18 protein-coding genes are annotated in these 18,611 nt (G+C 50.3%); 4 read left to right on the top strand and 14 right to left on the bottom strand.

All coding sequences use genetic code 11. From position 1 onward, the window contains the following. Entirely contained in the window at positions 1-822 is an 822-nt protein-coding gene (locus BM184_RS13935; RefSeq protein ID WP_245830790.1) for an ATP phosphoribosyltransferase regulatory subunit, read from the bottom strand. Positions 823-981: 159 nt separating this feature from the next. Here BM184_RS13935 and hisJ point away from each other — a divergent pair, with 159 nt between their 5' ends. The 3 genes from hisJ to BM184_RS13950 all read left to right on the top strand — a co-directional run bounded on the left by hisJ (position 982) and on the right by BM184_RS13950 (position 3,367). Further along, complete coding sequence (gene hisJ, locus BM184_RS13940; RefSeq protein WP_086943963.1) at positions 982-1,788, top strand: histidinol-phosphatase HisJ; 807 nt, start codon at positions 982-984, stop codon at positions 1,786-1,788. Positions 1,789-1,941: 153 nt separating this feature from the next. Then, entirely contained in the window at positions 1,942-2,517 is a 576-nt protein-coding gene (locus tag BM184_RS13945) for a DUF1836 domain-containing protein (protein WP_177208685.1), read from the top strand. Continuing rightward, positions 2,507-3,367 carry a DegV family protein gene (locus tag BM184_RS13950; RefSeq protein WP_086943983.1) on the top strand — a complete coding sequence of 287 codons (861 nt, stop codon included), beginning with the start codon at positions 2,507-2,509 and terminating at the stop codon, positions 3,365-3,367. Before BM184_RS13945 ends, BM184_RS13950 begins: the two co-directional genes overlap by 11 nt. Positions 3,368-3,610: 243 nt before the next feature. Here BM184_RS13950 and BM184_RS13960 read toward each other — a convergent pair whose 3' ends face one another. Both BM184_RS13960 and BM184_RS13970 read right to left on the bottom strand, forming a co-directional pair. After that, positions 3,611-5,008, bottom strand: a complete 1,398-nt coding sequence (locus BM184_RS13960) for a 6-phospho-beta-glucosidase (RefSeq protein WP_086943960.1) — start codon at positions 5,006-5,008, stop codon at positions 3,611-3,613. Between the two features lie 271 nt (positions 5,009-5,279). Beyond that, positions 5,280-6,179, bottom strand: coding sequence for an aldo/keto reductase (locus BM184_RS13970; protein WP_086943958.1), 900 nt, complete (start codon positions 6,177-6,179; stop codon positions 5,280-5,282). Positions 6,180-6,409: 230 nt separating this feature from the next. Here BM184_RS13970 and BM184_RS13980 point away from each other — a divergent pair, with 230 nt between their 5' ends. After that, the gene (locus BM184_RS13980; RefSeq protein WP_086943956.1) at positions 6,410-7,387 is read left to right on the top strand and encodes an aldo/keto reductase family protein; all 978 of its coding nucleotides are present in this window, start codon (positions 6,410-6,412) and stop codon (positions 7,385-7,387) included. Between the two features lie 294 nt (positions 7,388-7,681). Here BM184_RS13980 and aroD read toward each other — a convergent pair whose 3' ends face one another. The 11 genes from aroD to BM184_RS14040 all read right to left on the bottom strand — a co-directional run. Continuing rightward, a complete protein-coding gene (gene aroD / locus BM184_RS13990) occupies positions 7,682-8,461 on the bottom strand; it encodes a type I 3-dehydroquinate dehydratase (protein WP_086943955.1) in 780 nt (259 codons plus the stop codon). A gap of 146 nt (positions 8,462-8,607) precedes the next feature. After that, entirely contained in the window at positions 8,608-9,879 is a 1,272-nt protein-coding gene (locus BM184_RS13995) for a glycoside hydrolase family 27 protein (protein ID WP_086943954.1), read from the bottom strand. Next, positions 9,872-11,860, bottom strand: coding sequence for a glycoside hydrolase family 127 protein (locus BM184_RS14000; protein ID WP_086943953.1), 1,989 nt, complete (start codon positions 11,858-11,860; stop codon positions 9,872-9,874). The genes BM184_RS13995 and BM184_RS14000 overlap by 8 nt, the downstream gene beginning before the upstream one ends. A 132-nt stretch (positions 11,861-11,992) precedes the next feature. Further along, positions 11,993-12,229, bottom strand: a complete 237-nt coding sequence (locus BM184_RS14005) for a DUF6171 family protein (RefSeq protein WP_086943952.1) — start codon at positions 12,227-12,229, stop codon at positions 11,993-11,995. Between the two features lies 1 nt (position 12,230). Next, positions 12,231-13,682: an alpha-N-arabinofuranosidase gene (locus BM184_RS14010; RefSeq protein ID WP_245830789.1), complete on the bottom strand. Its 1,452-nt coding sequence runs from the start codon at positions 13,680-13,682 to the stop codon at positions 12,231-12,233. Between the two features lie 17 nt (positions 13,683-13,699). Beyond that, a complete protein-coding gene (locus BM184_RS14015) occupies positions 13,700-14,653 on the bottom strand; it encodes a glycoside hydrolase family 43 protein (RefSeq protein WP_086943982.1) in 954 nt (317 codons plus the stop codon). 37 nt (positions 14,654-14,690) lie between these two features. Then, entirely contained in the window at positions 14,691-16,163 is a 1,473-nt protein-coding gene (locus BM184_RS14020) for a glycoside hydrolase family 43 protein (RefSeq protein WP_086943950.1), read from the bottom strand. A 156-nt stretch (positions 16,164-16,319) separates the two neighbouring features. Continuing rightward, positions 16,320-16,595, bottom strand: coding sequence for a hypothetical protein (locus BM184_RS14025; RefSeq protein ID WP_086943949.1), 276 nt, complete (start codon positions 16,593-16,595; stop codon positions 16,320-16,322). Between the two features lie 14 nt (positions 16,596-16,609). Then, the gene (locus tag BM184_RS14030) at positions 16,610-17,449 is read right to left on the bottom strand and encodes a carbohydrate ABC transporter permease (protein ID WP_086943948.1); all 840 of its coding nucleotides are present in this window, start codon (positions 17,447-17,449) and stop codon (positions 16,610-16,612) included. A 5-nt stretch (positions 17,450-17,454) separates the two neighbouring features. Further along, positions 17,455-18,309, bottom strand: a complete 855-nt coding sequence (locus BM184_RS14035; protein WP_245830788.1) for a carbohydrate ABC transporter permease — start codon at positions 18,307-18,309, stop codon at positions 17,455-17,457. Positions 18,310-18,350: 41 nt separating this feature from the next. Beyond that, positions 18,351-18,611: transposase domain-containing protein (locus tag BM184_RS14040; RefSeq protein WP_143091150.1), on the bottom strand; the 261-nt coding region annotated here is incomplete at its 5' end.

The raw sequence follows: 18,611 nt of genomic DNA on the forward strand, positions 1-18,611 counted from the left end.
TTAATTGTTGATGGCCATTCCGAATGCTTTGGAAGAGCTTGTATATTGACCGCCCGATGCGACGGGTTCCGTTTGGTTTTCGCCGTACAGCTGAATAAAGATTCCCTTGTAATAGGATTGGTTCGGCAACGCCAGCATATCCGCGTAGACGTAATCCACGTTCTTGCTTTTCAGCGTAGCTTCCCATTCAGCCAGTTCATTCAAATGTCCGGTCAGTTCAGGATAGTTTTCCTTCAGATAGCCGGCCTGTTCCGTAGGTGCCTGATCCATCAAACCGATCAGCGGATGGTCCGCACCCAAACGATGCTTCAAGGCATCCTGGTTTCTTTCACAGATGAACTTGCGGACGGAAGGATCTTCCAACTCCCGCGGGTTCAGAATTTTTTTCAGTAATTTGTTATGGCTGACTACCGCAACCGATAAAGAAATGTCCAATTCCTTCTCCATGAATGTGATCATATCCCCCAAAACCTCGATCTGTTTCGGAATCGAGTCGGTAAATGTTTCCACACCCAATTGGTGACGCTCTTTAAGCAGCGAATAGACCGGGCCGGAATAGGCTATTTTATCGGCGCGTAAATGGTACTGCTTGCGGTATCTCACGATGGCATTCGTCCAGTCACTGCGCAAGGCGAAAAGTTTATCGCCGCTTTGCCATTTATGCCGGTTCAGCATCAGGTGCAAGTCATCATGAGACAGTTGTGTCCACTCAAATTTCTCTACGACTCCCAGGTCGATCAGATCGTACCCTAAGTGGTGGAAATGATGGAGAAACCCCATCTCTCTTTGTTTCTTCGCTAGCAACGATTCATTCGTCATCATTTCGTCCAAACTGTCTCACTCCCATTTCTTTTTGATAGTCCATCTGTTATCCTTAGAATATCGTTAGAATACCATTAGACGTTGGTGTTATCATACCATAGAAAGCCGCCACATTGTATCCTAAAATGATGACACTTTACGAAGGAAGGAAGATAGAAGATGCTCAGCGACAGACACGTCCATACCCCCTATTGCCTGCACGGTTCATCCGATGCAATGGAAAATTATGTGAAGGTTGCCATCGAGGCCGGCCTCCAGTCCCTCACCTTCACGGAACACGCGCCTTTACCGATGGAAGATCCGCTTCCGGACAAAGACAGCTCGATGCGTCCTGAAGACGTCGATGCCTACTTGGCCGAAGTCCGCACACTTGCCAAAAAATATGAAGGAAGCATCGAAATCCACGCCGGTTTTGAATTGGACTATCTGGAAGGAAAAGAAGCGGAAACGCGCGCCTTCCTGGAAAAATACCCGGAGACCGTTCCCCATTCGATTCTGAGCGTGCATTTCGTGCAGCTCGCGCCGGAAGAATACTTCTGCATCGACTTGGACCGCGAATCGTTCACGCAAAAAGGCGCGGAAATCGGCTACGAAACGCTCTACACACTTTACGAAGCGGCTGTCAAAAAAGCCTTGGCGCTTCCGTATGGAGAACTGACCCCGAAAAAAATCGGGCACATCAATCTGATCCATAAGTTCCAAAAAGCCTACCGCGTCAGCGACCCGATCGACTGGAAGCTGCTGTTGGATAAGGTGAAGGAGAGCGGGTACACCCTTGATTACAACTTTGCCGGAATCGACAAACCGGACTACGGCAAAACTTACCCGGATCCGGAAATGATGGCCTACGCCATCAAGATCGGCCTCACCTACGAGAAGGGGTCCGATGCGCATGCGTCCCATGAAGTCGCCCGTTATTTCGGTACGGCAACAGAAACGGAATACGATGACTGGAAAGAAGCCTGAAACGGCTTCTTTTTTTGGTCCCATCCTCTCAATGCTGAGCCTTATCGATTGAAATTATCTTTGAACACTGTTACATTTATCTAGTAATCAAAAGCATTATATCTAGTATCGAAAACTAGATTGAATTTTCCAGTCCAGAAAGCAGGTTGTCCCGTGAAGCTTAAACCAGAATTGGAAGACTATCAGCAACAGCTGCTCGACTTGACGTTCATCCGATTTGACGAGCTGCCTGATTTTGGCCTCTACAGCGATCAAGTGATCGCCATCATCGAAAAGCAATTGAGTTTCCTGAACGCCACCCAGGAAGAGCGCATCATCACACCGGCTATGATCAATAATTACGTAAAACTGCAGCTGATCGATAAACCAGAGAAAAAGAAATATTTCAAAACCCACATCGCCCAACTGATCGTCATCACCTTGCTCAAGCAGGTGTTGCCGTTGTCGGAGGTGAAAAAAGGCCTGGAACTGCAAGTCTCCATCCGCGGATTCCAGATCGCGTACGACACCTTCTGCCAAGAATTGGAGTATGCATTCCGGATGCTCTTCCGTGATCTCGACAAGAAAGAGCATTTCACCTATACGTTGGAGGACATCCACAGCGAAAACATCGCTTTGAAGATGATCACGCTGTCGCTCGCTTCGAAATTGTTGACACAAAAAATCATATTGGTCGATGGCGTCAGTCACGCATCCAATAAAGGGGAGAATATTAATGATGAAAGCTAATTCCATTGCCGTATTGGCAGATTCCTGCAACGATATTCCGCAGGAGCTGCTCGACAAATACCATATCTACACCTTACCGTTGATGATCAATTATAAAAACGCGAGCTATCGCGATCGGGTCGACATCACACCGGAGCAAGTCTACGAACGATTCCAGGAAGAGATACCGAAGACAAGCCTGCCTTTGCCGGAAACGATTGCCGACACTTTCGCCAAAATCAAAGCGGACGGCTTCGATCAAGTGATCGTATCCGCCATTTCCAGTGGTTTGAGCGGCACCTGCCAAGCCATCAGATTGTTGGCGGAAGATATCCAGGATATGCAGATCGTTGTCATCGATACGCTGAATATCGCCATCGCATCCGGATTTGTGGCGCTCTATGCTGCCGAGCAGATCGAAGCGGGACTTCCGTTCGATGAAGTCGTTTCGAAAACACAAGCAGCTGTGAAAAAGTCCACCATCCTGTTCGGGGTCGGCACCTTGGAGTACCTGATGAAAGGCGGCCGCATCGGTAAAGTTTCCGGGATCCTGGGAAGCGCCTTGAACATCAAACCGATCATCTCCTGCAACGAAGAAGGCATCTACGACACGGTCGCAAAAGTGCGCGGCCGCAAACAGAGCATCCAGAAACTGATCGATATGACCCGCGAAAAACTGGGTCAGCACAAAAATTACTACTTGTCCATCTGCCATGGGGATGCCTACGAAGAGATGCTCGTCATGAAAGAACAGCTGAAGGATCTGGTCACCGGGGCCAAAATCTACGCCGAAGGTCAAATCTCGCCGGTATTGGGTGTCCACACCGGACCCGGATTGCTAGGAGTCGGAATCATGGTGCTTGAGGACTAAAACAGAGTGTGATGATTCGCGGGAGGAAAGGGAAATTCAGGCGTACCTCCGGCTAGGCCGCCGCGGCCGGAGGTCACAGACGAGGATCCGCCTCAGCTCCGGCGAAGGCCCCCTCATCGGAGAATGCAAGCCAAAATGTTGCTCAACTGCGGCGAAGCCTGCGTTCGCCGCAGTTGAGCAACAAAAAAAAAAGAGTGGTTGCCCCTTTTTTCGGGCAGCCACTCTTTTTCACGCTCTATTTAATTAGTTTGATTTCATCAATTCATCGACGTAAGCAACTGTTTCCGGTTGGTTTGCTTCGATTTCAGCGATTTTCTCTGCGAATTGTGGCAGATGCTCTTTGTGTGCATACAACAATTCATCCAACAAAGTCTTGGCTGTTGTACCGCCCGGCACTAGCGGGTTGATTGTGAAGGCTTGCAATGCCGCACCGTAGCTGCCTGTGATGGCTGCGCGGATGACTGTTTCTTCCATCGCTTTCATGCCTTGCAATAAGCCACGGGCTGCGGAAGGCATTTCGCCCCAGTTGTATGGTTCTGCTCCGTGCGCTGTGATCAAAGCGGAAACTTCTACGACGCAATCATAAGGCATATCTTGGATCGTGCCGTTGTTCGCTGTTGATACAACCATGTCCGTACGTTTGTCGTTTTGGATCGACGCGATCACTTCGCAGGCTGCATCGCTGTAGTGCGTACCGCCGCGTTGCGATAATTCTTCCGGCTTGTAGTTCAAAGCAGGATCTTTGTAAAGTTCGAACAAGCGCGTTTCTGTTGCCTTGACGACCTGCGCACGTGTTTCGCCTTTTTCGAATTCTTCGATGGAATGTTTCAACATTTCATCTTCGATATAGTAATAACGGTGGTATCCGCAAGGAAGCAAGCCTAAGTCCTTCAATTGCTCGTAGTGGAATTGTGCACTGTGGATGTTTTTCAGATGATTTTCATCTTCGGTTTTTTGCGGTCCGTAAACCATATCGATCACTTCATCTGTGCGTTCAGCGCCCTTGTCATCCCAGACACGGTGCCAGTGGAAGTGGTTGATTCCGGCAAATTTGAATAATAATTCCTCTTCAGGAATCGCTAATTTTTCTGCTGCGACTTTGCGGTGTCCGATCGGAACATTGCACAATCCGATTGTTTTCTTCCAACCGAAATGTTTGATGGCTGCTTCAGTCACCATACCTGCAGGGTTCGTAAAGTTGATCAACCATGCATCCGGACATTGCACTTTCATATCGGCAATGATTTGACCGATGATCGGAATAGTACGGAAAGCTTTGAACATTCCGCCTGCACCATTGGTTTCTTGACCCAAAACACCATGGGACAATGGAATGCGCTCATCTTTGATACGGGCATTCAGTAAACCTACACGGAATTGCGTCGTTACGAAATCCGCATCTTTCAAAGCATTGAAACGATCCAATGTTAAGTGGACTTCCCAGTCCAATCCAGCCGCCTCGACTTGGCGTTTTGCCATTGCGCCGACGATTTCCAGTTTTTCCTTACCTGCTTCGATATCCACCAACCAAATTTCTTTGATAGGCAATTCATCTTTTCTTAAGATGTATCCTTCAATCAATTCCGGTGTATAACTGGAACCTCCACCAATCGTAACAATCTTCAAAGCTTCTTTCGACATGCATGCTTCCTCCTATTTTTGGTTTCTTTTTGCTTTCCGGATCAGCCGGCTCAAAAATTCTGTCGTGACAATGCATTCCCTGACAAAAGCGGATAAGGGCCCGAATGTCCGGACAGGAAAGGCTTACATTCCCAGTTTCCGTGAAAGGGCTTTTCGCTTTCATGAGTTCATGATAGCACAACCCTGACGCATCCGGAGAATCCCCTTACATTTTGATTGCAGATTTACCATAATGATTTTCGTTTCAGAAATGAAACAATTTGTTTCACCCTCAAAGGATATCCAGCGCCGTTTTGAAGGTGGGTGCCGGGAACCTTCCGTCCAGCAGTTTCAGATCTTCTTCATCGAGACGGATTTTGGAAGCTTGGGCATTGAGATATGTGTGATCGGGATTCGAAGAGCGCGGTATCGCTGCAACGTCCGGGTGGATGATGCACCACGCCAAAATGATCTGGATCGCTTCGACACCGTGTTTTTTAGCGATGCTCTGCACTTCCTCGCTCTCCAACAGTTGCTCGCGCAACCGGCCTCCCTGCGCTAACGGCGAGTAGGCCATGATCGGAATGTTGTGCTCACGTTGCCATTTCAACAGATCATACTCTATCCCGCGGGAGCCGAGGTGATACAAAACCTGATTGGCTTGGCATTGATTCCCGTTTTCCATCGACAAGAGATCCTGCATATCATGGATATCGAAGTTGGAAACGCCCCATCTGCCGATCTTCCCCTCCGCCTTCAACTGCTCCATTCCGGCTATTGTTTGGGACAAAGGCACATTGCCACGCCAATGCAGCAGATAGAGATCCAAATGGTCTGTATCCAATCTGCGCAAACTTTCGGCACAGGCAGCCAAAATTTCATTCCGGCTGGCCCGATGGGGATACACTTTGGAAACAAGATAAACCTGGTCGCGGATGCCTTTGATCGCTTCACCCACCAAGTGCTCCGACTTCCCGTCCCCATACATTTCAGCTGTATCGATAAGGGTCATGCCCAGTTGCACACCTAAACGCAAAGCCTCAATCTCCTCTTGCCTTTTTGCAGGATCCTCACCCAAGTACCACGTTCCTTGCCCCACTTGCGGCATCATGCTGCCATCCGGCAACGCCACCATCCGATTGGCATTTTCTCTCTGCAGAGACGCCATTGTATGTTCGTCTATGTTCGTCATTTACAGACACCATCCTTTCTGTTTGCGACACCCTTCCTTATGACAAGTATACCTTTTTTTGCTGGGAAAACAAAAAGAATCACAGCGCTTACAAGTTTTTCGGTTTGATGGCCTTTTCCTTTGGCGATTTCGATTTTGTGGCTTATGATAAGGATATACAGCTGTTTAATTTTCAAGAAATCCCATTCGATGGATTCGAGCGATGGAGCAGACTCAAGGAGGAAGAGTATATGAAATACAGGAATCTAGGGAAAAGTGGTTTGCGCGTCAGCGAAATTGCACTGGGCAGTTGGTTGACGTACGGAAAATCAGTAGCGGACCAAACAGCGGAGGAGTGCATTCGGACTGCGTATGAAGCAGGCATCAACTTTTTCGATACAGCCAATGTTTATGAAAAGGGTGCTGCTGAGACTGTGCTCGGAAAAGTGCTGAAGGACTATCGGCGCTCCAGTTTGGTCGTCGCCAGCAAAGTTTATTTCCCGATGGGGGACGGTCCGAATGATCGGGGCTTGTCGCGCAAGCACATCATCGAATCATGCGACGCCAGTCTGAAACGCCTGGATATGGATTATCTGGATCTCTACCAATGCCACCGTTACGATCCGAGCGTACCGATGGAGGAAACGCTCTGGGCACTCGATGACCTGCAGCGTCAAGGCAAGATCCTTTATGCCGGCGTCAGCGAATGGCCCGCCGACAAAATCCAGCAAGCCCACCAGCTCGCAAAACAGCATAACTTCCGGCCGCTCGTTTCCAACCAACCGATCTACAATATGATCGAGCGCTACATCGAGGTCGATGTGCTGCCCGTCTCCGTCGCCAATGGCATGGGGCAAGTCGTCTTTTCCCCATTGGGACAAGGCATCCTGACCGGCAAGTACAAATCCGGACAACAAGTTCCGGAAGGTAGCCGTGCCGCCAACAGCAAACTGAACAGTACGATGCAAAAATATCTGGAAAACGAGTCCCTGTTGGAAGCAGTTGGGGAAATCGAAGCCATCGCCCACGAATTGGAAATAACCATGCCGCAACTGGCTTTGGCATGGATTTTGCGCCAACCGGGCGTCAGCTCAGCCATCATCGGCGCCAGCCGTCCGGAGCAGATCGAGGATAACATCAAGTCGGTGGATGTCGAATTGACGGATGAACTGTTGCTTGGCATCAACCAAATTTTGTTGAAAGTGAGCAGCTTCAAACCGCGAAGCTGAGCGTATATTGAATCGTTCTGGATACCAGGACACAGAAAAGGCCACCTTGATCGATAAGGGTGGCCTTTTCTGTGTTCTCCATTCATTTGTTCTCCTGATCGATTAAAAACATGGGAACTCCGGCGAACGGAGGCTTCGACGGAGTCCATCCCACATTTTGCTTGCGTTTTCCGATGAGGAAGCTCGCGCCGTAGTTGCGGCTGATGGCAACGGGTGTGCTCCGGCAAGCGAAGCTTCGCCGGAGCAGAGCGGAAATCCGAAAGATCCGAACCACTCTGCTCCGCCCGCTGGCTCTCAATCCAGCGCCAAAATCTCCAGGATGGAACGGACATCGCGGACAGACACTTGGCCCGGCGCGGAGACGTCTTTGGCCGCCGCAAAAGTCAGGCAGGAACCGAACAGTTCTCCGGCCAACCGCGAAATGACGCCGTACTTGCCCATCGACATCGTGATGCACGGGCGGTCAGCTTTCATTTTTTTCATTTCCAATGTCGCCGCCAGCAGCGTCAGGACATCCTCCTCGCTTTGCGGCATGACCGCAATCTTCGTTATATCCGCCCCAATTTGCTGCATCTTCACCAATCTCGCGACGATTTCCTCTTTAGGTGGCGTCCGGAAGAAATCGTGGCTCGACAGGACGACTTTCACGTTTTTTGCATTCGCTTCGGCAATCAATTCGATCACCTCTGCTTCAGAACTGAACAGTTCGAGATCGACCAGGTCCACCAGCCCGCTCCGGATTGCGAAACGGTTCAGTTCAAAATAGCGATCCAAGCTCAGCTCGCGTTCTCCGCCCTCTTTTTTGGTGCGGAACGTGAACAGCAACGGCTTTTTGTAGATGCTGTTGATTTCAGCCAACAATGCCGCGACCCGTTCGGGATGCTCTACATCTTCGAAAAAATCGATGCGCAACTCCGCCAGATCGAAAGCGACGTTTTCCAGCATTTTGACTTCGGCAATGATTTCCTGTTTTGTTTTTCCTACCAACGGCACGCAGATTTTCGGCCTGCCTTCGTTGAAGACGACATCTTTCACTTGAACGGTTTTCACTGTTGTATCCCCTCCATGGCGCATTCCAGCCCCCTCTACCTTGAACCTTTCCGGTCAAAGGAAGCTGAACTTCCGAGTATATGATACCTCCCATTTTATCGTTAAAAACGCCAAAAGCATAGGGACAGTTTACGGAACTTTTCCGATCCGCCCACATTCCCGTGCTGTCACTATTTGGAAACATACAGAACGACACCGTGCGGAGCGATGAAAGCCGTCTCCACATCCGCAATCGACACTGTCCGGTTTTCCCAAACTTCATGCAGATCTCCGCCGATTGTCCGCAGCCATCCCTCGACGGATTCAGGTAAACGAGCCGGATCATCCGACAGATTGAAGCAAGCAACATATTTCCTGGCGTCACTTTCTGAAACCCAGATCACCAAATCATCCTTCCGGTACACTTCCCTTGCATCGCGCCCGTTCTGATGCGCATCGATCAGGTAAGGATCGGTCAACAGCGAACGCGTCCAGTCATCCAATTTCCGCAGATCGCCACCGAACATAAGCGGCGAACGGAAAATCGACCAGAGCGTCATCAGGGAGCGCTGTTCATCCTTCGTGAACCGCGTCATGCGCGCTTCGGATCCGTCGGCAACGGTCCGGGTACCGATATGGCCCAACGGCAGCATGTCGCAATCCGGCCAGGTGCCGGATCCGACAAAAGCCGACCACTTTCCGCAGCGTCCGAACATGTCATACAGCTGATTCCAGTTGTCCCACAAATCGTCCGTCAGCCGCCACATATTCGCATGCCGTTGGAAAAAGGTGCCGAACTCGATCGGGGCGGGTCCCGGCGAGAGGCTCAACACCATCGGCCTGCCGCAGCCGTCGATGGCTTTCCGGATCAGCTCAATTTCGCCTGTATGGGTTCCGTATAATTTCGAATCGGCGATGTCATCGACTTTCAGGAAGTCGACTCCCCAGTCAGCATATAAAGCCAAAAGCGAATCGTAATAGGCTTGTGCGCCTTCTTTCGATGCATCCACGCCGTACATATCCGTGTTCCACGGGCAGATGGAATTTTCATCCGCAATGTCCCGAGCCGTTTTTTGCGTACCCCAAATTTTCGTATTGTTGTGCACCGCCTGCCTCGGAATGCCGCGCATGATATGGATGCCGAAATTCAGTCCCATTCCGTGGACCGCATCCGCCAACGGTTTGAACCCTTGTCCCCCTCGGCTTGAAGGGAATCGATTTTCGGCAGGGATCAGTCGACTGTAATTATCCTGACGAAGTTCGGTGAATGGGTGATAGGCGCAGGAATCAGCGCGCGGCTCATACCACTGGATATCCACGACGACGTATTCCCAACCGTAGTCCTTCAAGCTTTTCGCCATCATTTCGGCGTTGCCCAATACTTCCGATTCCGTCACGCTGGCTCCAAAAGAGTCCCAGCTGTTCCAACCTTTTGGTGGTGTCTGTGCGTAACTTCTAAACATGCGTGTCCTCCTTATCAACCCATACCTGCATCTCCCCCAAAGACCGATTGCCACAGCTGTAGTAAGGGATGAACGTCAGTTTTTTGGGAATGGCTTTCGGTTTCTGACGGACACGGTACAATTTGTATTGCCACTCATCCTCCATCACTTGCAGCTCGCCTTCCGCTTCCAGGCAGACGATATCACCGAGCAGCTGATCCGATCGGAAACGCGGTCGGATCGTTCCGGTCAGCGCCAGCAGATGCAACTGTTTCCCATTGTCCTGTTCTTCCATGCAATAAACGAAGGGCCCACGTTGCAGCGCGACTTTGCCCTTATCCGCTTTGACGAGCGGGTGCGCTTCTAGTTCATTGATGGCGATGGTGTAGCTCAATTCAATTTTCGCTGATTCGGACACTACAGTAACGTAGGTGTAGCCATTGCATGTGTCGGCAACCGTTTCTTCGCCGTCCACAATCAGCAGTGGATCCGACGCCCAGTAAGGGATGCGGATGCCCAAACGCAGCCGTTCAGAGGATGCTTTTTCAACCGTGATGACGGTCCGGCCCGTTTCCGAAAACGTATGGCTTTGCCGAATCGTGTAAAGTTTGCCGTCCTGCTCCCCGGCCAGTTCGCTGTCGATGAACAGATTCAGCAGCACTTCATCGGTTTTTTGCGTGAAGGCGTATCTTCCGACAGCGGGCAGCGTGCGCGCCAAGTTCGGCGGACAGCAGGCGCAGCCGAACCAGGAAGGCCGCGTCGCTTTCACATGGCTCTTGTCCGGATTCAGGGCGCTCGCTTGCGGATCCACCTCCAACGGATTGACATAGAAGAAGTGTTTCCCGTCCAAGGCCATGCCGCTGATGATGCCGTTGTAGAGCGTCCTTTCCATGATGTCCGCATAGCGGCTGTCGGTTTCGCTTTTCAAGAGTTCATTCGAAAAATTCAGCAGTCCGATCGCCGCACATGTTTCGCAGTACATCAGATCGTTCGGCAGATCATAATCATAGGTGAAGGCTTCCCCGCGAACGGTTGAACCGATGCCGCCTGTCACGTACATCCGTTTTTGGACGATGTTATCCCAAATTTTTTTCGCCGCAGCAACCAATTTTTCATTTTTCTGGTAATGTCCGGCACCCGCCATCGCCAGCGCCATATAGACCAACCGGACAGCATGCCCTCTGGCCGTATCCTGTTCGACGACAGGCTTATCCGCTTGATGGTAGACGGCATTGATGACAGGCTTTGGTCCTTGCTTCAATCCCAAGCGGTCATTTTCTTCCAGTTGGTCCGCAAAGAAATCAGGATTCTCGCCGCGAACATCCAGGAAGTAGACGCTCAAATCCAAGTATTTCCGGTTGCCCGTCAACTCATACAGGCGCACAAGCGCGAGTTCGATTTCCTGGTGGCCATCGCTGCCGTCGATTTTCCCTTCCGCTTTGCCGAAATGCGCTTCGATGCATGCGATCGCTTTGTCGGCGATCTGAAGCAACCGCTCGGAACCGGTCGCTTCCTTAAAGGCGATGGCGGCTTCGATCAGGTGGCCAATACAGTACAATTCATGGCTTTCGAACAACCTTCTGAATTTCAGTTGCGGGGCATCGATCTGATAATAGGTGCTCAAATACCCATCTTCAGCCTGCGCCGCTTCCAAAAGGTCGATTGTTTCCTCCACTTGGGCGACCAAAGCTTCATCCTGCTCCAACGCGAGCGTGTTGGCTGCCGCTTCGATCCATTTGTACAAGTCGCTGTCCTGGAAAAGCCAGCCGTAATGATGCCCTTCCTTCAGACCCGCCGCTATCTTGAAGTTTTCGATCACATGGCTTTTTTCCGTCGGGATGGTCGCATCGTCCCGTTCGCTTTCGATGGTGATGTTCCCTCTGTCGTTCAGGACATCCCATTGGAAAGGAATCATTTCCTCTTTCACCAGTTGCCTGTACTTCAGCCAGAAGCTGTCTGACACTGTCACTTTCGGTTGTTTCTGAAGCAATTGTCTATTCATTTTGTGTCCTCATTTCATCCAATTTTCATCCTGATTTCATGCCGGGATACAAGAAAAGCCACCAGCAAGCCGGCAGCTATTCTTGTTCTTTTATGAGCGTTAATACAAATGTGGCGCCTGTTGTAGATGGATTTACCACTTACCCAAAGGGCAGCGTTTGTCCTGCAGGCTGGCACGGAAGCGCACGAAGCAGCCGCAATGCTGACAGGTATGTTCCGAAAGTGCAGTGCACACATTGCAGACCGCCAGCCGCTGGTCCCGCAGTTTTTCGGAAGCGTGGTTCAGCTCCATCGACAATTGTTCATCAATAGCGGTCTCGATATCCATCTCCATCATCTGATTGTGGCGTTCGCAGCCTTTGCAGGTCATGTCAGTTTTCCTTTGCGTATACGGAAACAACACTCATCGGAGGCAAGGTGATCGTCACTTCATTGCCATCCACTGAGAAATCAGTGAATGCTTGTTTTGCAACAGCTTCAGGATTTTCGAACGAGTTATGATCATCCATCTTGCTTCCGAAAACCCCTTCTGCTGTCACTTCCCCGACTGCGCCATCGACAAGGCTCAACATGACGGTTTCTGCGTCAGTCAGACTGTAATTGCAGAAGGATGCCGTCATGACGCCGTCTTTTTTGGATACGGTGTAACTGGTCGTGCCGGAAACGGCACCATCCGCGTCCACAAGGGTTGCGTCCTGGTGGTTTTTGTACAGATCGAACACATGATAGGTAGGGGTCTTGATCATTTCTGCGCCTTCGGTCAGGATCATGGCCTGCAGTACGTTGACCATTTGGGCAATGTTCGCCATCTGCACGCGTTCTGCATGCTTATGGAAAATGTTCAGAGTCAGGCTTGCGATCATCGCGTCCCGGATCGTGTTCTGTTGGTACAGGAAGCCAGGGTTTGTGCCCGGTTCCACTGCCAGCCAGGAGCCCCATTCATCCACAATCAGACCTACGCGTTTGTCAGGATCGTATTTATCCATGATCGTGCTGTGGCGCGTGATCAATTCATCCATCTTCAAGGCGCTGTCGATCAGCGAGAACCATTCTTTTTCAGGGAACCCCAACGCCGGACGCTTGTCTTCCCATACGGAAGCCAACGCATAATGGTGCAGGCTGATGCCGTCCATGAACGGTGCCGCATTCTTCATCAGCACATCCATCCAGTTGTAATCATCGATGTTCGGCCCGCAGGCGATTTTGTAAAGCGGCTCTTTCGTGTACTGTCTGACGTAGGTTTGGTATCGGCGGTACAGATCAGCGTAATATTCCGGCCGCATGTTGCCGCCGCAGCCCCAGCTCTCATTGCCGACGCCGAAGAATCTGACTTTCCAAGGCTCATCCTGGCCATTTTCGCGTCGTAATTTCGACATCGGTGAAATGCCGTCCATCGTCATGTATTCGACCCATTCCTGCATCTCTTGGACCGTGCCGCTGCCGACGTTGCCGTTGATGTAGGCTTCCGCCCCGACCTGTCTGCATAATTCAAAGAACTCATGCGTACCGAAATGGTTGTTTTCCGTCACGCCGCCCCAGTGGGTATTCACGATGGTGGCGCGCTCTTCGGTAGGGCCGATGCCGTCTTTCCAGTGGTACTCGTCCGCAAAGCAGCCGCCCGGCCAGCGGATGACCGGAACCTTGATGGCTTTGAGGGCCTCCACAACATCTTGTCTGATGCCATTGACGTTCGGGATTTCCGAATCGGCTCCCACCCAGACACCTTCATAAATGCATCTGCCCAGATGCTCCGCAAATTGACCGTATATATAACGGCTGATTTTCCCTTTTTCCCTGTTCAAAGTTACTTGTATCTTATTCAAATCGCTATCCATCCCTTCTAGTCATTGTCAATTCCGGGTTCACCGAAAATCGGAAACCCATTATCGCTCCAAGAAAATACTTGCGCATGCGCATGGCGATCGGGCACATCCAACGGATCGCCTTCCGTCACGATTTTCGGACGCGCGTGGTAGATCAGCACATCGTTCTCTCCGTCTTCGCTGCGGGTGAAGCTATTGTGGCCCGGCCCGAAAAGCTGGTTCTTGGCGGAACTCCGGAAGACCGGTTCCGCCAGTTTGTGCCAGTTGTAGCCGTCCAACAGATCGCTTTCGGCATCCGCCCACAACAGGCCCATGCAATAATTTTCATCGGTCGCGCTGCCGGAATAGGTGATGAAGACTTTGCCGTTGCGGATGATGACCGCCGGCCCTTCGTTCACCAGGAAACCGATTTTTTCCCAATCATATTCCGGAATGCTCAGGAGCGTCTGCTTGCCGCAGAGGGTCCACGGGTTCTGCATTTCGGAAATATATAGATTGGAATTGCCTGGAATGGCCGGGTCTTTCTGGGCCCAGACATAATAGAGCTTGTTGCCCAATTCGAAGGTAGTCGCATCCAGACTGAAACTTTCGAAGGCTGTTTTGACTTGGCCTTTTTCGATCCATTTGCCGGTCAGCGGGTTTTCGCTGTCGCACTCCAGCACGTACATGCGGTGCTGGAACGTCCCTTTGGCCACCTCATCCGTTCCCGCCGCGGCGAAGTAGATGTACCAACGCCCTTGGATCAGATGGATTTCCGGCGCCCAGATCAGGCTGCTCATCGGACCTGTCGCGTGCGCGTCCCAGACGCTGGCGCGTTCGCCGTTTTCCAGTTCGTTCAGACTTTTCGCGCGGCGCACTTCGATCTCCTGATAGCCGGGCACCGAGCCTGTGAAATAATAATAGCCGTCCGTATGTTTATAGACCCATGGATCCGCTCTTTCGATCACGATCGGGTTTTTGTAGTTTGTCATAGTCTTACCCAAAGCATCCACCTCTTTATTCTTTACTCTAATCTTCTATAGTTTTGATGCCTAACAGGGCTTCCCCTTGATCGGACATCCCTGAAAAAGTCGTCGTTTCGACTCCGTTCACTTCATCCCATTGTTTGATGAAGTAGCCTTTGTATTCGGTAAAATTCAGGACCAAGCTGGATTCGTTCGGCAATTCCGAACTCTTCCAATAGCCTCCGCCTTGGCCGTAAACAAGATGCGTTGCGGTCAAAGTCAGCGCCAGTTCCTCTTCATATTCGGCATCGATCGCGTTGTCCATTTTGTAGAAGCGGTAATCTCCAGCTATATCCTCTGTTTCCAAAGCGGCAAGCGACTCTCCGGCATATCTCAGCGGTGCAACAACCGGCCAACCGTCAGAATTGAAGAACAATTGATGCACCCGCACTTCATTTTGCTCACCCTTATTCGGGAAGCGCGCGTGAAAAATGATGTAGTACTTATCTTCCACTTCATCATAATAGGCTGAATTATGCCCCGGCGACACATAGCCGCCGACCGGGATATCCTGCTCATTCGTGATCGCAAAATTACCGATAAGCTTGGTGCCGTAATCTTTTATCGCCTCATCGTCGAAAAAGCTGCCTGCTTCACCCTTGGCAGCGATCATCGCATTGCCGCTTGCGTCCTCATACGGCCCATCGGGATTCTTCGATCGCGCGACCCTGATGTTGTAGCCGCCGCTTGCATCCAAGCCACCAAAGGACAAGAACAGATAATAATAGTCTGTATCTTTATTGTACAGAATATAGGGGGCTTCGATCCGGCTGTGATTGCCGCCCAACAATTTTTTGCCATAACCTTGATTTTCTTTAGGAAAACCTGTTCCGGAGTCCATCTCTAGTATAAAAATGCCTCCCGAGTAAGATCCATAAACCATCCATAGCCTATCTTCCTCATCGTAAAAAACGTGGGGATCAATGACGTTCGGCTCTTCCGTTGCATCGAACGGCTCGCCGGTCACGCTCTCAGTTCCGGATGTCAAAAAGATGCCTTTGTCCTCGTATGGCCCTTCGATCGAATCCGATACAGCCACCCCTAAAGTCGACAGCGGGCTGCTGCCTTCGCAGGAACAATAATAAAGGTAATATTTCCCGTCCTTCAGCTGGGTTATGTCGCTTGCCCAGAGCGTATCCGTTCTGGAATAATAGAAACTATCCGCCAATGAAACGGAGACGTCATCGAACAGCTTGCTTGTCGACACACTGGTCGCCAATTGTTCCCAGTTCATCAAGTCCGGGCTCTTCGCGAATGCCAGATGGGACCCGATGATATAGTATTGACCCTCTGCAAAAATGATCGATGGATCATGGACGGAGGCTTCCTTGAAATCCTGATTCAGGCTTACCACCTCCTGGTTCGGTTCCACTGATGCATTTTTTGCTTCTTCCCCGCAGCCGGCCAATAATGCCACAGCCGACAGACTAAACAGTATTTTTTTCCGCACAATCGCAACCTCGACTTTTCTCTTCATTTCTTCTGTTTTTTTGAAATCAAAGGGACATTTGGTTTGCCAAGCGGATCGCCTTATTGCGCGATTGATAGATGACGAACAGCACTGAATAGATGATGATGCCGATGACATCCAGTGTGCCGATCGAGAAGAGGAGCAATCCCCCCAGCCAAACAACTACCCTTTTCTGTATTTGATTATTCGCAGACGGCGCACAACAATGATGTTGAAAACACCGATGATCAACTGCAGAATCCCGTACCCGACTGCAATGGTGTAGACGGAGTCGATCAAAGAACCGTCGAAATTGATATCGGACGACAGCCCGGAAGAAAGCGCGCCGATTCCGGATGTTTTGATCCAGGTTGCATATCCCAGTATCGTGACCATGCCATTGATGAGATTCCAGATGGCACCGCCTCTTAATAGGTTTCTTTCTAAAGCCCTATTCATCTTTTAACACCCCATTACTTAATTCCTACATTGAGATTCAATGAATCAATGAAATACTTCTGAGCAAAAACGAAAAGCAGCACGGTCGGGATCATGGCGATGACCGCAGCGGACATCAATTGCCCGATCATCACATAGTTGCCGTACAAATCCTGCAGCAACTGCAGACCTGCTGTGATCGTCATTTTTTTGACGTCGCTCAACACAATGGTTGGCCATAGAAAGTCATTCCATGAGCCAACGAACGAGAACATGCCTGCAACAATCAGGACGGGCTTCACCAACGGAAGAATGATGTTTTTGTAGATCACGAAATCCGATGCGCCGTCCATTCTTGCGGACTCATCGTATTCAGCCGGGATATTCTGCATGAATTGGCGGACCAAAAATACATTTCCGACACCGCCCAACCCTGGGATGATGACTGCCAAGTACGTGTTCACCCAGCCAAGGGAATCCACTATCTTATAGGAAGGGATGATATTCACGGCTGAGGGGAACATCGAGATGGCAAGTACGCCATAGAACAAAGCATCCCGGCCTTTGAAGTTGACCCTTGTGTAGCCGAATGCAGCCAAAGAAACGACTACCACAACCAACAACGCATGCGTGGTCGAGACAAACAAGGAGTTAAAGAACCACGTGATGATTGGTGCGCTCGACGTGTTCTGCAGCAATTTCAGGTAATTGGTGACGATCCAGTTGGCAGGGAACATCCGGAAGCCCACTTCCATGATATCGCCTTGGGATTTGAAGGATGTGAACAGTCCGAAAAGAGCCGGGAACAACCAAGCAAGCGCCAACAGAATCAGGAATGCATAGGCTAAATATTTTGAAGCATTGTTTTTTCTCATCTTTTTCACCCCTTCGATCTTTTCGTCATGACGTAGAATTGTAAGGCTGACACTGCCAGAATGACCAGTCCCAATAAAACGGCCATCGCGGAAGCCATACCTGCAACGGACTCTCCCGATCCGAATGCCAGATTGCGGATATACATCATCAGAACGGTGGTGGACTGATTAGGTCCTCCGTTTGTTGCCATCAATGGCTGAACGTACACATTGAACGCACCTGCAGTGGACATGACGAATGTATAGAACAGCGGGAACCGGATGGAAGGGAGCGTGATGCTGATGAATTTCCGTAATGAACCCGCGCCATCAATCTCAGCGGCTTCATAAAGGTCCTCCGATACCCCCGCCATAGCGGAACGATAAATGATCAGGTTGCCGCCGATCGCACCCCACATCGACATCACGAAGATGACAATCCAGGCATACGGCTGCTGGGCTGTCCAAACGACATCCGAAGCGACCAAGTTGTTCATGGGCCCCAATCTCGGATTAAAGATCAACAGCCAAATCAAGGCACCTGCCGAGGCGGAAACGAGCCCTGGAACATAAAAGATGGCCTGGAACAAGCCTTTGAATTTCAGGCCTTTATGCTGCATGACGGTTGCGATCATCAGCGGGAACAAAATTTGGAAAGGAATCGTGTAGAGCACAAAGAGCAGAGTGTTTTTCAGGCCATTCCGGAATTGAAAATAAAACGTCGATTCCTGGTCCAACAGAATCGTCTTGTAATTGTTCAAGCCTACCCAGGTCTGGTCGGAAATCAGGTTCCACTGTGTGAATGAAGAATAAATACCGTATATGATCGGCAACAGCACGAATACAGTAAGCGCCAAATAACCAGGTATATACTGCAACACGAATAACCCTGCTACAATATGGATATCATATCGTAGTAGGGTTATTTGCAGTTTGCTTGAATTTCTGGACTCCAGGGCAAATAATCCTCAAGAAGATCAGATTCCTCTTTGAACGGTGTGTTCGGAAGTTCCTTGAACAAATAAGTCAGGTATTTGAATACATTCAGATTATTTGCTTTGGCAGTCTCAATGATGCTGTAGGCAATGCTGCTTGATTCAGCGCCCTTAGGGCTGGCATAAAAGTTCCATGCTTTACGGCCGACCACGAATGGTCTTATGCTTCGTTCCGCCAAATTGTTTGA

This window comes from Trichococcus pasteurii (genome assembly GCF_900112935.1).
Lineage (GTDB): Bacteria > Bacillota > Bacilli > Lactobacillales > Aerococcaceae > Trichococcus > Trichococcus pasteurii.

What these genes read in the sequence shown, in the direction of transcription:
- BM184_RS13935 (WP_245830790.1), bottom strand. Translation starts at nt 822, where the DNA reads ATGATGACGAATGAATCGTTGCTAGCGAAGAAACAAAGAGAGATGGGG.
- hisJ (WP_086943963.1), top strand. Translation starts at nt 982, where the DNA reads ATGCTCAGCGACAGACACGTCCATACCCCCTATTGCCTGCACGGTTCA.
- BM184_RS13950 (WP_086943983.1), top strand. Translation starts at nt 2,507, where the DNA reads ATGAAAGCTAATTCCATTGCCGTATTGGCAGATTCCTGCAACGATATT.
- BM184_RS13960 (WP_086943960.1), bottom strand. Translation starts at nt 5,008, where the DNA reads ATGTCGAAAGAAGCTTTGAAGATTGTTACGATTGGTGGAGGTTCCAGT.
- BM184_RS13970 (WP_086943958.1), bottom strand. Translation starts at nt 6,179, where the DNA reads ATGACGAACATAGACGAACATACAATGGCGTCTCTGCAGAGAGAAAAT.
- BM184_RS13980 (WP_086943956.1), top strand. Translation starts at nt 6,410, where the DNA reads ATGAAATACAGGAATCTAGGGAAAAGTGGTTTGCGCGTCAGCGAAATT.
- aroD (WP_086943955.1), bottom strand. Translation starts at nt 8,461, where the DNA reads ATGCGCCATGGAGGGGATACAACAGTGAAAACCGTTCAAGTGAAAGAT.
- BM184_RS13995 (WP_086943954.1), bottom strand. Translation starts at nt 9,879, where the DNA reads ATGTTTAGAAGTTACGCACAGACACCACCAAAAGGTTGGAACAGCTGG.
- BM184_RS14000 (WP_086943953.1), bottom strand. Translation starts at nt 11,860, where the DNA reads ATGAATAGACAATTGCTTCAGAAACAACCGAAAGTGACAGTGTCAGAC.
- BM184_RS14005 (WP_086943952.1), bottom strand. Translation starts at nt 12,229, where the DNA reads ATGACCTGCAAAGGCTGCGAACGCCACAATCAGATGATGGAGATGGAT.
- BM184_RS14015 (WP_086943982.1), bottom strand. Translation starts at nt 14,653, where the DNA reads ATGACAAACTACAAAAACCCGATCGTGATCGAAAGAGCGGATCCATGG.
- BM184_RS14020 (WP_086943950.1), bottom strand. Translation starts at nt 16,163, where the DNA reads ATGAAGAGAAAAGTCGAGGTTGCGATTGTGCGGAAAAAAATACTGTTT.
- BM184_RS14025 (WP_086943949.1), bottom strand. Translation starts at nt 16,595, where the DNA reads ATGAATAGGGCTTTAGAAAGAAACCTATTAAGAGGCGGTGCCATCTGG.
- BM184_RS14030 (WP_086943948.1), bottom strand. Translation starts at nt 17,449, where the DNA reads ATGAGAAAAAACAATGCTTCAAAATATTTAGCCTATGCATTCCTGATT.